This is a genomic window from Pseudomonas sp. NMI760_13 (assembly GCF_021283245.1).
Taxonomy (GTDB): Bacteria; Pseudomonadota; Gammaproteobacteria; order Pseudomonadales; family Pseudomonadaceae; genus Aquipseudomonas; species Aquipseudomonas peradeniyensis.
The window spans coordinates 70,116-83,841 of sequence record NZ_JAJSRC010000024.1; the positions used below are offsets into that span (position 1 = coordinate 70,116).

Annotated in this window: 17 protein-coding genes; all 17 read left to right on the top strand. The window is 65.8% G+C overall.

Translation table 11 applies throughout. The features are described from left to right. The first annotated feature begins 4 nt into the window (after positions 1–4). The 17 genes from LU671_RS21495 (at position 5) to LU671_RS21575 (ending at position 13,696) form a co-directional block, all read left to right on the top strand. Positions 5–835, top strand: a complete 831-nt coding sequence (locus LU671_RS21495; protein ID WP_203651179.1) for a putidacin L1 family lectin-like bacteriocin — start codon at positions 5–7, stop codon at positions 833–835. A gap of 62 nt (positions 836–897) precedes the next feature. After that, positions 898–1,395 carry a hypothetical protein gene (locus tag LU671_RS21500; protein WP_232856816.1) on the top strand — a complete coding sequence of 166 codons (498 nt, stop codon included), beginning with the start codon at positions 898–900 and terminating at the stop codon, positions 1,393–1,395. Then, positions 1,392–1,952, top strand: coding sequence for a phage baseplate assembly protein V (locus LU671_RS21505; RefSeq protein WP_232856817.1), 561 nt, complete (start codon positions 1,392–1,394; stop codon positions 1,950–1,952). Before LU671_RS21500 ends, LU671_RS21505 begins: the two co-directional genes overlap by 4 nt. 92 nt (positions 1,953–2,044) lie before the next feature. Then, complete coding sequence (locus LU671_RS21510) at positions 2,045–2,377, top strand: hypothetical protein (protein ID WP_110738424.1); 333 nt, start codon at positions 2,045–2,047, stop codon at positions 2,375–2,377. 103 nt (positions 2,378–2,480) lie between these two features. Next, positions 2,481–2,807, top strand: coding sequence for a GPW/gp25 family protein (locus LU671_RS21515; protein WP_232856818.1), 327 nt, complete (start codon positions 2,481–2,483; stop codon positions 2,805–2,807). Then, entirely contained in the window at positions 2,804–3,685 is an 882-nt protein-coding gene (locus tag LU671_RS21520) for a baseplate assembly protein (protein ID WP_232856819.1), read from the top strand. Before LU671_RS21515 ends, LU671_RS21520 begins: the two co-directional genes overlap by 4 nt. Position 3,686: 1 nt before the next feature. Continuing rightward, positions 3,687–4,295: a phage tail protein I gene (locus LU671_RS21525; protein ID WP_232856820.1), complete on the top strand. Its 609-nt coding sequence runs from the start codon at positions 3,687–3,689 to the stop codon at positions 4,293–4,295. Beyond that, a complete protein-coding gene (locus tag LU671_RS21530; protein WP_232856821.1) occupies positions 4,288–5,922 on the top strand; it encodes a phage tail-collar fiber domain-containing protein in 1,635 nt (544 codons plus the stop codon). Before LU671_RS21525 ends, LU671_RS21530 begins: the two co-directional genes overlap by 8 nt. An 8-nt stretch (positions 5,923–5,930) precedes the next feature. Beyond that, positions 5,931–6,638 carry a tail fiber assembly protein gene (locus LU671_RS21535; RefSeq protein WP_232856822.1) on the top strand — a complete coding sequence of 236 codons (708 nt, stop codon included), beginning with the start codon at positions 5,931–5,933 and terminating at the stop codon, positions 6,636–6,638. Between the two features lie 102 nt (positions 6,639–6,740). Further along, positions 6,741–7,907: a phage tail sheath subtilisin-like domain-containing protein gene (locus LU671_RS21540; RefSeq protein ID WP_232856823.1), complete on the top strand. Its 1,167-nt coding sequence runs from the start codon at positions 6,741–6,743 to the stop codon at positions 7,905–7,907. 13 nt (positions 7,908–7,920) lie between these two features. Then, positions 7,921–8,430, top strand: a complete 510-nt coding sequence (locus LU671_RS21545; RefSeq protein WP_232856824.1) for a phage major tail tube protein — start codon at positions 7,921–7,923, stop codon at positions 8,428–8,430. Between the two features lie 12 nt (positions 8,431–8,442). Then, positions 8,443–8,745, top strand: coding sequence for a phage tail assembly protein (locus tag LU671_RS21550; RefSeq protein WP_232856826.1), 303 nt, complete (start codon positions 8,443–8,445; stop codon positions 8,743–8,745). A 336-nt stretch (positions 8,746–9,081) separates the two neighbouring features. Continuing rightward, positions 9,082–10,746, top strand: coding sequence for a hypothetical protein (locus LU671_RS21555; protein ID WP_232856828.1), 1,665 nt, complete (start codon positions 9,082–9,084; stop codon positions 10,744–10,746). Positions 10,747–10,757: 11 nt separating this feature from the next. Continuing rightward, positions 10,758–11,603, top strand: coding sequence for a phage tail protein (locus tag LU671_RS21560; RefSeq protein ID WP_232856830.1), 846 nt, complete (start codon positions 10,758–10,760; stop codon positions 11,601–11,603). Continuing rightward, a complete protein-coding gene (locus LU671_RS21565; RefSeq protein ID WP_203651200.1) occupies positions 11,578–11,784 on the top strand; it encodes a tail protein X in 207 nt (68 codons plus the stop codon). The genes LU671_RS21560 and LU671_RS21565 overlap by 26 nt, the downstream gene beginning before the upstream one ends. Positions 11,785–11,892: 108 nt before the next feature. Beyond that, complete coding sequence (locus LU671_RS21570) at positions 11,893–12,927, top strand: phage late control D family protein (RefSeq protein WP_232856832.1); 1,035 nt, start codon at positions 11,893–11,895, stop codon at positions 12,925–12,927. A gap of 217 nt (positions 12,928–13,144) precedes the next feature. Continuing rightward, positions 13,145–13,696: a glycoside hydrolase family 19 protein gene (locus tag LU671_RS21575; RefSeq protein WP_232856834.1), complete on the top strand. Its 552-nt coding sequence runs from the start codon at positions 13,145–13,147 to the stop codon at positions 13,694–13,696. The last annotated feature ends 30 nt before the right edge of the window (positions 13,697–13,726 follow it).

The following is a 13,726-nucleotide window of genomic DNA, read 5'->3' on the forward strand; positions in this document are numbered from 1 at the left end:
CACCATGGCAGGTCGTACCCGCATTCCTTTCAACGGCGTCGGCACTTCGGTGCTGCCCGCTTACCAGACCCTTTCGGCGGGCCAGTACCTGCTGTCGCCCAACCAGCGCTTCAAGCTGCTGCTGCAGGGCGATGGCAACCTGGTGATCCAGGACAACGGCGCCACCGTCTGGGTCGCCAATGAACAGCAACCCTTCAGTTCGAGCATTCCCCTGCGCAACAAGAAAGCCCCGCTGGCCTTCTACGTGCAGTACGGCGCATTCCTCGACGACTACTCGCGGCGCCGGGTGTGGCTGACCAACAACAGCACCTTCACCAGCAACGACCAGTGGAACCGCACGCACCTGGTGCTGCAGGACGACGGCAATATCGTGCTGGTCGACTCCCTGGCGTTGTGGAACGGCACGCCGGCCGTCCCGCTGGTGCCTGGCGCCGTCGACTCGCTGCTGCTGGCGCCTGGCTCCGAGCTGGTACAGGGCATGGTATACGGCGCGGGCGCCAGCAAGCTGGTGTTCCAGGGCGACGGCAATCTCGTGGCCTATGGCCCGAACGGCGCGGCCACCTGGAACGCCGGTACCCAAGGCAAGGGCGCCGTGCGCGCAGTGTTCCAGGGCGACGGCAACCTGGTGGTCTACGGTGCCGGCAACGCGGTGCTGTGGCATTCGCACACCGGCGGCCATGCCAGCGCGGTGCTGCGCCTGCAGGCCAACGGCAGCATCGCCATCCTCGACGAGAAACCGGTGTGGGCGCGCTTCGGCTTCCAGCCGACCTATCGCCATATCCGCAAGATCAACCCTGACCAGAAGCCAATCGACATCTGGACCTGGCACTTCTGAGCCGGGCGCCGGGCCTTCGCGGGCCCGGCCTTCGCCGAACCGAGCGTTCAAGGAGCACAAGCATGAGCGAACTGGCCCAGTTGTACGCGGCCGTCACCTCCACCCTGCGGGCGGCGTTGCCGGCCTTCGCCACGGTCGCCACGGAGGGCGACGACATTACCGAGCCGGCCCTGCCCGCCTTGGTGCATGGCGTGTTGCGCATGCGTGGCGACGAGGCGCTGCGTGACGGTCGCTCATTGCTGATGACGACCTTCGAAGCCCGCGTCACCGCCCAGGGCACCCCCGCGCAGGCACGGACGCAGGCCGGCGTGCTGGCGGCGCAGCTGATCGATGTGCTGCGCCAGCAGTCCTGGGGCCTCGATTACGTCGAGGGCGCACGGGACATCCTCGCCGAAGCCGAGGGCAGCACCTGGCGGGTGCAATGGGAACAACCGGTCCTGCTGGGGAATGCCCACTGGCCTTGGCCCGACCAGCCGCCGGGCAGCCTGATGCTGGGCTTCGCCCCGGACACCGGGCTCGGCAACCAGGACAAGTACCTGTCACCGGAGGACCTGGCATGAGCTACGCCAGCGCCATGCACGATCGCATGCTGGCCAGCCTGGTGATCCCCTGCCGGGTGGTGGCGGTGGACCTGGCCACGGCCCGGGTGCGGGTGTCCGACGGCGGTGGCTGGACCAGTGCTTGGGTGCGCTGGCATGCCCAGGCTGCCGGCAAGGCCCGCCACTGGCGAGTGCCGAGCCTGGACGAGCAGGGCGTGCTGATCAGCCCCAGCGGCGAACCGGCCCTGGGCACCTTCGTCCCGGGGTTGTACGGCAATGCCGGGACGGCGCCGGACAACCGCGACCATATCGAAGTCTGGCGCTTCGACGACGGCGGCTCGCTGACCTACGACTGGCAGGCCAAACGCTATGACATCCAGCTGCCCAGCGGCCAGGCCACGGTCAAGGTCGGCGCCAGCACCCTGGTGGTCAGCGACAACGCCATCACCCTCGACGCTGCGTCGATCACCCTGACCGGCACGGTCGCCATCAACGGTCCGCTGACGGTCAGCGGCGACATCAACGGCGGTGGCCGGATCATCGACACGGCCGGCAACACCGCCAACCACAAGCACTGAACAATGGCCTGGAGCCCAGCAAGATCGCCATTGAGCGACATGAACGCGGTGAGTGCCGCGCCCCCTCATTTCGACTCAAAAGGTAAAGCAACATGGAAGCAGTAAAAGTCGGCAAGCATTTCTTCAACGCCCACCCAACCGCCGTCAGCCAGGTCTTCAGTGCCGCGGACAACAAGGATGGCGTGTACCTGCGCACCGCCACCCTGTGCACCGGCGGCGGCATCCTCAACCTGTACACCGGCCCGAAGGCGCCGGCCTACATCGGCGACATGAGCGTCCACGCCATCATGGGCGGGATCAACGGCGGCATCGACTCGCAGTACACCCTGCCTTATCCGCTGTTCATCCCGGCGGGTTACGGCCTGTGGACCGTCGCCAACAACGCCACGGCGGCCATCGCCCTGACCTACGACTTCGTCTCCTGAAGCGGCTGCCCGGCTTGTCCGGGCAACCCATTCCTTTCTTCCAGGTGATAACCATGCGCTATCCGAACAGGCTATCTGGAGCCTCAATCCCAGGAGGTGCCCCATGATCGGCATGGACCGCCGCACCGGCCAGCCCCTGTCGGGCGTGGCCCACCTGCGTCAATCCATCGAAGACATCCTCACCACGCCGCTTGGCAGCCGGCGCATGCGCCCGGAGTACGGCAGTCAGCTGCGCCGCTACGTCGACCTGCCGGTCAACGAAGGCTGGAAAAGTGCGGTGCAGGCGGAAGTGGCCCGCGCCCTCGGGCGCTGGGAACCGCGCCTGAAGCTGGACCGGGTCAAGGTCGTGGCCGTGCTCGACGGCCAGGTCAGCCTGGCCTTGAGTGGCCGCTACCTGGGTGACGACGCGCTGGTGGAGGTGACTGTATGAGCCAGGTCGATCTGTCGAAACTGCCCGTCCCGCAACTGCTCGAAGACCTCGACTTCGAGGCACTGTACCTGGAGGACCTGGCCAGCTTCCGCGCCCAGATGGGCGACAGCTGGACCGCCAAACTGGAAAGCGACCCGGTGATCAAGCTGCTGGAGGTCGGTGCCTACCGCAAACTGCTCAACCGGGCGCGGGTCAACGATGCGGCCAAGTCTTTGCTGTTGGCCTACGCCCAGGAAGGCGACCTCGACCAGCTGGCGGCCAACGTCAGCCTGCAACGCCTGGTGATCCGGGCCGCGAACCCGAACACGATCCCGCCGATCGAGCTGCTCCTCGAGTCCGACGACGCGCTACGCGAAAGGGTGCAGCTGGTGTACGAAGGGCTGACCACGGCTGGCCCGCGCAACAGTTACATCCTCCATGCTCGCAACGCCTCGGGACGGGTCGCTGACGCGACCGCCGAGAGCCCGTCGCCAGCGGTGGTAGACGTCACGGTACTGAGCCTGGATGGTAATGGTAGGGCCGGCGCGCCACTGCTGGCGCAAGTCGCCAGCTACCTTAACGACGACGATATCCGCCCGGTTGCCGACCGGGTCAACGTGCGCAGTGCCGAGATCCTGCCCTACCGCGTAGAGGCGGTGCTGCACATGGCTGACAGTGGCCCGGAGTACGAAACGATACTCGGTGAATGCCGACGGCGCCTGGAGGCATGGGTCAACCCACGGCGACGATTGGGTGTCGAGGTAGCCCGCTCCGGTGTCGACGCACAGTTGCACATCGAGGGCGTGAGCCGGGTCGAGCTGGTGGATTGGACCGACATCCGCCCCACCAAGGCACAGGCAGCCTGGTGCACCGGCATCGACCTCAAGCGCGGGGGCTGACATGGACACGCTCTTGCCGCTCAATCGCACGCCGCTGGAACGCGCCCTGGAGGCGGCTGCCGACGAAGACCTCAAGGTCGGCCTGCGCACCCTCTACAACCCCGATACCTGCCCGGCGCACCTGTTGTACCAACTGGCCTGGGCCTGGTCGGTGGATCGCTGGGACGACCGCTGGAGCGAGTCGATCAAGCGCTCGGTGATCCGTTCGGCGTTCTTCGTCCACGCCCACAAAGGCACCCTCGGCGCCCTCCGGCGGGTGGTCGAACCGTTCGGCTACCTGATCGAAGTCGAGGAGTGGTGGCAGACACAGCCTGTCGGGGTGCCAGGCACATTCGCCCTGAAACTCGGGGTGACCGACGCCGGCATCAGCGAAGAAACCTACAACGAACTGTCGTCGCAGATCGACGATGCCCGACCGGTCAGCCGCCACCTGACCGGCCTGGTGATCAGCCTCGAAAGCCGTGGCGCCTTCTACCTTGGCTGCGCGCTGCAGGACGGCGATGAACTCGACGTCTACCCGCCAGCACCCCCTGACGTCATCGTCAGCGGTGCGATCGGGCGCGGTGGCCGGGAACACACAATCGATACCTTGGACATTGCACATGGTTGACCAGAATTCACAGTTCTACGCCATCCTCACCAAAGTGGGCGCGGCGAAGCAGGCCAATGCGGATGCCTTGGGCATTCCGTGGAAAATTACCCAGATGGGGGTGGGCGACGCCAATGGCCTCGACCCCACCCCCAATGCCACCCAGACCAGCCTGATCAACGAATGGCGTCGCGCACCGCTGAACCAGCTCAAGGTGGACGACAAGGACAGTTCGGTGATCGTCGCCGAGCAAGTCATCCCTGCGGAAGTGGGAGGCCGCTGGATCCGTGAAGTCGCGCTGTACGACGCCGACGGCGACATGGTTGCCGTGGCCAACTGCGCGCCCACCTACAAGCCGTTGCTCAACCAGGGTTCGGGCCGCACCCAGGTGGTGCGCCTGAACCTGATCGTCAGCAGCGCCAGCCTGGTACAGCTGAAGATCGACCCTGCGGTTGTCCTCGCTACCCGTGAATGGGTTACCGAGGAACTGGCCAGGCAAGACTTCAAACATTCGGTGCAGGCAGCCACCACCGGTCCCATCACCTTGAATGGGTTGCAGACCATCGACGGCGTCGCGCTGCTGGCGGGTGCCCGTGTACTGGTGAAAAACCAGGCGGCAGCCAAGGACAACGGCTTGTACCAGGTCGGCGCAAGTGCCTGGGTTCGCTGCAGTGATGCCGATACCGATGCCAAGGTCACACCTGGCTTGCTGGTGCTGGTGGAGAAAGGCACGGTCAATGGTGACAGCGGCTGGCAGCTGGTCACCGATGCAACGATCACATTGGGCGTGACGGCCCTGGCGTTCGAGATGGCGTTTGGCCGCACGGGTGTGTCCGAGGGTACGTATCGGAGCGTGCAGGTCGACAAGTACGGTCGCGTCGTTGCGGCGAGCAATCCGACCACCGTGGCGGGTTACGGTATCACCGACGCCTACACCAAGAGTGAAGTCTTCACCCGGGCGGAAACCTCCAATGCCGTGGCGCAGGCGGTTGCAGCCCTGGTTGGTTCGGCCCCGGCCGCACTGGACCAGCTCAACGAACTGGCGGCCGCGATCGGCAACGATCCGAACTTCGCCGCCACGATGGTCAACGAGCTGTCGAAGAAGGCCACCATCGAACAGGTGAATGCCATCGCAGGCCTGACCGCCGGCCATGTCGCCCACTTCGCGATGAGCGTGCCACCAGCGGGTTGGCTGAAGCGTAACGGCGCAGCGGTTTCGCGCGTGACCTATGCGCGCTTGTTCGCGGTCATCGGTACCCAGTTTGGCGCTGGCGATGGCTCGACGACGTTCAACCTGCCCGATGACCGTGGTTACTTCGACCGCGGCTGGTCGGATGGACGCAACGTCGACCCTGGCCGGGCATTGTTCTCGGATCAGGGCAGCCAGAACCTCGAACACGCCCACTCCGGGGCCACCTCGGCCGCGGGTGCCCACTCGCACGTGACGCTGCTGGTGAGGGAGCGGATCAATGCGGCAATGGTCACCAGCGGCGGTAACGCCGTGCTCGGTGACGAGATGGGCGATGGCGTGAACTCGGCCTATACCGACACGGCGCCGGCCCATGCCCACAGCTTCGTCACCAGCGTCAGCGGCGGCAATGAATCCAGGCCATTCAACCGGGCCTATCTGGCCTGTATCAAATTTTGAGAGTGCCCATGACCGATCAAATCATTCAAGGCGCCGTGGCGGCGGTGCAGTCCTACCTGGCCGCCACTACCACCTGGTGGCAACAGGCCGGTGTCGTTGCGCCGCTGGTGTGCAACGTCGACCCTGCCAGCGGTGAGTTTCTTGGGGCCTGCGCGGCCGATCCCAGCCCGCTCGAACCTGGAGTCTGGCTGATCCCGGCCCACAGCTATCGCATCCAACCGCCTGAGTTGAAGACGGGCTTCGCCGCCATCGCTACCCAGGATGGCAAGCACTGGGACCAGGTGGTCGATCATCGAGGCGCGACGGTGTATCGCACCGCCGATGGTGAGGCGCAGGTCTGGATCATGCTGGGCGAACTGCCTGGAGATTTCACGCTGCAAGCGCCGACCTCGGACTTCGATACCTGGAACGGCAGCGCCTGGGTTGTCAACCAGTTGGCCAGGGGCAAGGCGCTGCGCCAATCGGGCGCCCACAAGCAGGCACTGCTGGTCCGATACGCCACGCTGCGCATCTCGAGCCTGCAGGACGCCGTTGCCCTGGAAATGGCCACAGATGCCGAAGTAACGGCGCTGACGGCCTGGAAGCGCTACCGGATCGAACTGAACCGGTTGGATCTCTCGGCCGCGGCGCCCACCGCCGATAGTTGGCCGGCGAGCCCTGACGAGGCGGCGGCTGCCGACTGGCTGACCAGCCAAGGCTTCGAAGAAGTCGCCTGAACCTGAGCGCCCGCGACGCCGGGCGTTTTCCCAAACCGATCTACCCCTTCCAGGCCCTGCACCCGCAGGGCCTTTTCACACCTGAACCTGGAGCAAACCTACATGAGTGGATTCTTCCACGGCGTCACCGTGACCAATGTCGACACGGGTGCCCGCAACATCGCGTTGCCTTCGTCCTCGATCATCGGCCTGGTCGATACCTTCACCGAAGGCCCGGGCGTCACTGCAAAGGCCAACGACCTGGTACTGATCACCAGTGAGCGCGAAGCAGTGGCTGCGTTCGGTGGCAATGCCGCCATCACCAAGGCCTGCCGCGCCGTCTTCGCTCGCGCCAAGGCAGTTATCGTCGCCTGTGGCGTGGCCAAGGTCGATGACACTGCCGAACAGATCTCGGCGATTATCGGTACCGTCGGGATCAACGGCAAGCGTACCGGCCTGCAAGCGTTGCTCGACGGCAAAAGTCGATTCAATGCCCAACCGCGCCTGCTGATCGTTCCGGGCCACAGCTCGGTCAACACCATTGCCACCGCCCTGGTGGGCCTGGCCGACAAACTGCGTGGCATCGCCATCCTGGATGGCCCCAACACCACCGAAGAGCAAGTGCTTGCCTACGCCAAGCAGTTCGGCGCCAAGCGGGCCTTCATGGTCGACCCCGGCGTGCGCTACTGGGACAACGAGGCCCTGGCTACCGTCGATGCCCCCGCGTCGGCCTGGGTCGCCGGCCTGTTCGCCTACACCGACCGCGAGTACGGCTTCTGGGCTTCGCCTTCGAACAAGGAATTTGTCGGCATCACCGGCACCACCCGCGCCGTGGAATTCCTCGACGGCGATGACACCTGCCGCGCCAACCTGCTGAACAACGCCAACATCGCCACCATCATCCGCGACGACGGCTTCCGCCTGTGGGGCAACCGCACCCTGTCGAGCGACCCGAAATGGGCCTTCGTCACCCGCGTGCGGACCATGGACATCGTCATGGACGCGATCCTCTACGGCCACAAGTGGGCCGTCGACCGCTCCATCACCGCCACCTATGTCAAGGACGTCACCGAGGGCCTGCAGGCCTTCATGCGCGACCTGAAGAACCAGGGCGCGATCATCAACTTCGAAGTCTTCGCCGACCCGGAGCTGAACACCGCCAGCCACCTCGAGCAGGGCAAGGTGTACTGGAACATCCGCTTCACCGACGTCCCGCCTGCCGAAAACCCCAATTTCCGCGTCGAAGTCACCAACCAGTGGCTGACCGAAGTCCTCGATTCCGTCGCTTAAGGAGCGCATCTACATGGCAATGATTCCCGAAACCCTGGCCAACCTGAACCTGTTCGTCGATGGCGTCAGCTTCCAGGGCGATGTACCCAACCTGACCCTGCCCAAGCTCACGCTGAAGATGGAAGAGCACCGCCCCGGCGGCATGGACATGCCGGTCGAGATGGACCAGGGCATGGAAAAACAGGAAGCCGCCTTCACCACCACCGGCGTACGCCGCGAGTCGCTGAAGTTCTTCGGTCTGGCCGACGGCACCGCTTTCAACGGCACCTTCCGCGGCGCCTTCAAGGGCCTGAAGGGCAAGATCAACCCAGTCATCGTCACCCTGCGCGGTTCGCTGAAAGAGATCGACATGGGTGACTGGAAGTCCGGCGACAAGGCCGAGATCAAGCACAGCATCGCCGTCACCTACTACAAGCTCGAAGTCGATGGCCGCCTGGTCTACGAAATCGACGCCCTGGGCATGAAACGGGTGATCGACGGTGTCGACCAACTGGCCGCGCAGCGCGCCGCACTGGGTCTTTAAGGAGAACGCTCGATGGCTCAAACGAAGAAACTGCCGCAATGGCTGACCGTCGACGCCGAGCGCGTGAACGTGCGCCTGTCGCGCCCCAGCGAGGCGAACGGCGTGCAGGTCGACAGCCTGTCGCTTCGCGCACCGACCGTGCGTGACATTCGCAACGCACAGGCCGGTGGCGTGGCTGACGACGAGCAGCGCGAACTGAACTTGTTCGCCTCACTCGCCGAGGTTGGCGTCAAGGACCTCGAGGGCCTGGCCCTGAAGGACTACAGCCGCCTGCAGACGGGCTACTTTCGCCTGGTGCAGGACGACGAGGTTTGACCCTGCCCGGCAGAAGGCCGCCGCCAGGCGGCTGGCCAAGGAGCTGAACTTTTCTGCCAGCGAGATCATGGCCATGTCGTTCAGCGATATGGTCTGGTGGCTGGCGGACTGAAGGGGGAGACACGGATGGCGAACAGATCAACGACAGCGCTGGGCGCAGTCGGTGCCACCGTTCCGGAACTTGCGGGGCCGTTGGAGGGGCTGCGTGGCCGCACGGTACCCATGGGGGCGCTGGGGGGGACCCAGCGGCCTGCCGATGTCGGCGGCGGGGGAAATACTGCCCCGTCCCCGCAAGGGGCGATGGCACTACGGGACAAGGATACGCAGGCCGAGTCCTTGAAAGTACAGCAACAGCAGGTCGGGCTGCTTCAGCAGCACAAGGTACTCCTGGAGCGCTCCCTGGGCGGCAGGCCGGCCCAGTCGGGGCCTGAGTTGCTGCCTCAGGTCGGCCAGGCAGCGCGCGATGTCGCTTCGTCGCTCCTGATCGCGGGCGGTGGTTACCTGGCGGCGAAGGGAATCGCCCAGGGTAGCGCTCCTGGCCGTCCGGGTACCCTGTACCTACCGGCCTTGGTCATTGGCAGCACCGATGGCGCGCCAGGCAGCGAGGATTACCCGCTTGGCGCGGATGCGATGCCGGCCCCGCTGCCTCGCAGCGATGGGCCAGGGCGTTGGGCGCAGGCGCTGCAGGCCGGGAAGTCGGCTACCGGCATGGCCGGGCTGGATGCATTGACGAAGCTTGTCTTTACGGCAACCACGGCTTCCACTGCGCAGCAGAGGGGAGAGGGGGTGGGTGCCGCCGCCGGTGGTTTCTTGGGGGCCGTATCGGGGGCCATGTTGGGCGCAGGCCTCAAACTGGGCGCCCCAGCGGCCTCGATGATGCTCGGCTTTGCCGGCGACAAGGTCGGTGGAGTGCTAGGCAAGGGGCTGATGGCCAGGTCCGACAGTGCTTCTGTGGCGGGCGTTGGCAACGGGCAATCGACGCCGTCAGCAGACGCTGCCCCGCCATCGGCATCGAGTACATTATGGGGCACCTTGGCCAGCGCCCTGGGAATAGGCGCGGGGGCTGCCGCCTACAAGCATCGTGGCCGTTTACGCCGTGCCGGACGTGGGGTTGGGCTGGACGAACCTTATCCGCTAGGGGCGGATGCCGGACCGTCACCCTCCGGCCTCAATCCTTCACCTGGGCGTTGGGCCAGACTGACGGAGGCTTTCAAGGCGGCTGGCAAACTGCCTTGGCTCGAGGCCGGGGTAAAGGGGGCTTACACCTATGCCACGGCCAAGACGCCCGAGGAGAAGGGGGCGGGTTATGGTGGTGCGATTGGCGGAGCAGTGGGCACAGTGCTGGGAGGGATGTTTCTCAGTGGTGTTGTTGGTCCGCCAGTTGCGATGCTGATCGGCAACATGGTTGGCGACAAGGTCGGTGGCGTGATCGGGGGATGGGCTGGAAAAACATTCTTTAGCGCCTCTGACGAGCCTCCCAAGAGTCCCCGTCCAGCAATCTCCCTGAGCGATCCGCGGCAGATCACGCTCGTACCGAAGGGAGAGGTGCTCGATGGGCAGGTCGGCACACGGATGGCCAGGCAGCTACTGTCGCCATCGCAGGTGGCGCTTTCCAAGCCTCGGGCGGCAGTCGATGCGCGCGCCGCTGGTGGTGTCGAGGTACCGCTGGCGATTGGGCCTGGAGCGCCGATCGGTGCGCCTGTGGGCAAGTATTTCTCCGAGCGTGCCGCCGAGTTCAAACCGCAGGAAACGAGCGTACCTGTTGGGCCGCTGGCGTTGCCCGACGCCGGGCCGCGTCCGGCGCAGAGCCAAGGCTTGGCCACGCAGCCCGTCAGCCAGCAGCTCACGTTCACCGCGAACATGCCTATCACCGTGCAGGGTAGCGTGGACTCGCCCAACCAGCTCACCCAGCAACTCGAAGAGGCGGTCCGACGTGTCATGCAGGACCTGCAGAGGCAGGCCTACAACGCACAGCTGGCCGATCATCCCAACCCATTCTGACAGGAGGATCCATGACCTATATGGAGCAGCTGCAAGCCACGCTGCACGCCCTGGTCAAGGCAGGAGAAGCAGGGCGTCGGCATGCCGACGCCATGCTTGATCCGATGAACGACGCGATCGGCCATGTACAGGGTGCGGTCGTCGTGCTGGAGGGGCTGCCAGTGGTCGGCCCGTTCATCGCCGCCAAGCTCCAGCGCACGATGCGCGCGATCACCAATGCCCAGGCTCGGGTCGCCAAGGTAGCGGCCAGGTATGAGCAGACACTGGCCGTGGTACGCCAGGTACGCGATCGCATCGATACCTTCGCCGGGCATATCGCCAAGGCCGGCACCGCCGTAAAACGGTTGGTAAAGACGTTACCCTCGGCCGTCAACGGCGTGTTGTCGACACTGGGCTTCGCGCCCGAGGTGACGCCCGCCGCCGAAGCGATAAAACCGTTCCCGCACCTGCTGGTGCTGCAACCGCTCAAGGCGGGCGCGGCGCCGTACTACTTCAACCTCGACACCGCCGCCTTCGACCAATTGCGTCGGCAGACGCGTTTTCGCTGGGCCGGGCAGGAACGCCTGAGCCGCGAGAGCGCCCAGCAGGCGGTCAGCCTGGGCGAGGAGAGCATCAACATCCGTGGCGCGATCTTCCCCGGGTTCAAGGGCGGCCTCGGCCAGTTGCAGACGCTGCGCAGCATCGGTCGCCAGCTGCTGCCGCTGTCGTTGACCACCGGCTACGGCGAGGTGCTCGGCACCTGGTGCCTGACCAGCATCGAGGAAGAGCAGAGCGTCCTGCTGGCCGGCGGCATTCCGCGCAAACAAGGGTTTTCACTGGAGTTCGTGAGCTATGGCCAAGACCTGCACAACGTCTGAGGGCGACCTGCTCGATACCCTCTGCCAGCACTACTACGGCCATCTTTCCGGCACGGTCGAGGCCGTGCTGGATGCCAACCAGGGCCTGGCGGACGAGGCGCAGCCGTTTCGCGCCGGGGTGAGGATACTGTTGCCGGAACTGCCGATGACGACCAGCACCAGCCTGCAGCTGTGGGATTGACCACTCGCCCCTGTACCGTGGGAGCGGGCTTGCCCCGCGATGGCGCCGTCGCGGGGCAAGCCCGCTCCCACGCCTTCCTCGCTACACCAATACAGCGGAGCCCCAACCATGCAACCTCAATTTCGCATCATCGCGGACGGCCATGACATCACCACGCTGCTTAACGACCGCCTGCTGCTGTTACGCACCACTGATAAGCCAGGTCTGGAATCCGACGAGTTCGAACTGCGCCTCGATGCCCGCGACGGTGCCCTGGCCTTGCCAGCCAGGGGCGCAGTGCTCGAGGTGCACCTGGGTTACGCCGGGCAGCCGCTGAACCGCCTGGGCCGCTACACCGTGGACGAGGTCGAGCTGTCCGGCCCGCCGGACACCCTGGTAATCCGCGGCAAGGCCAGTGACCTGCGCGGCAGCGGCAAGACCATTCGCAGTGGCAGTTGGGAGAACGCTACGCTGCAGCGCATCGTCGCCGAGATCGGTGCCCGCAATGGCTGGCAGGCCGTGTGCCCGTTGGCTGTGCAAGTGCCGCGGGTCGACCAGTACAGCGAGTCGGACTTCAACTTCATCACTCGCCTGGCGCGCCAGCACGACTGCACCGCCAAGCTCGCCAACGGCCAGTTGCTGGTGCTGCCGCGCCAGGGTGGCCAGAGCGCCAGCGGCAAGCCTCTTGATGTGGTGGGCATTGCCCGCAGCGAGGTCAGCCAGTGGCAGTTTCGCCTGGCTGACAAGAGCACCCACAAGGCCGTCAGGACCCGCCACCAGGACAGCGCCAGCGGGCACCTGCAAGCGGTGGAACTGGACAATGGCGATGCGCCGGACGGCCTGCAGCCGGTCTACACCGACCGCCACCTGTACCCCAACCGCGCGGCGGCGGAACAGGCCGCCCGCGCCCGCCTGGCCAGCTTCAACCGCGACACCGCCAGCGTGCGCCTGGACATGCCCGGGCGCACCGACCTGTTCGCCGAGCGCAGCATCGATGTTCAGGGTTTCCTGGCTGGGCTTGATGGGCAGTACCTCATCGAATCGGTCGAGCAGGTGTTCACCAGCAGCGGCTGGCGCACCACCGTGCAGTGCAATGGCGGTCGCCAGGGCAAGGCCAAGGCCAAGGGTTCCGCGCCTCGGCGGACGGGTTCGCTCAAGGCCTGAGACAGGGCGGTGAGGGTTTCCCGATGCCTGCCGGCGGCGGCGCTCCCTATAGTCGCTGTCAGCCGGCCGCATCACCCTGTTTCCGAGCTCCAGATCAGGTGCGGCGGTCGCCACACCGTGACCCCTGTGAAAGCCACGCGCTTCGAGCCAACGCCCATGAGCGAGCCACAGGCGGCACCGGCCGCCTTTCGATCAGACCGCAATGGAGAATGCACCGATGCCGCTCACTGAACAGCAACTCAAGCAGATCTACCCGCTCGCCGGCCAACGCGTCGCCGCCTTCCTGCCGGCGCTGAACACGGCCATGGCCAACTGGGAGATCGACCACCCCAAGCGCATTGCCGCGTTCCTGGCCCAGGTCGGCCATGAGTCCGGCCAGTTGCGCTACGTCAAGGAGCTGGGCAGCGACCGCTACCTGGCCCGCTACGACACCGGCAGCCTGGCCCTGCGCCTGGGCAACACGCCTGAAGCCGACGGTGATGGCCAGCGCTATTGCGGCCGTGGCCTGATCCAGGTGACCGGGCGCAACAACTACCAGGCCTGTAGCCGTGCGCTGTTCGGCGACGAACGCCTGCTGGCGCAACCGCAGATGCTCGAGCAGCCGCGCTGGGCCTGCGAATCGGCGGCCTGGTTCTGGCACTCGCGCGGGCTCAACGCCCTGGCCGACCAGGGGGAATTCAACCGCATCACCCGGCATATCAACGGCGGCCTGAACGGCTTGTCGGAGCGCCTCGAACTGTGGGCGCGAGCGCGGGAGGTGCTGTGCTGAGCCGCCTGCAACTGGCGCTGTGCCTCGGGC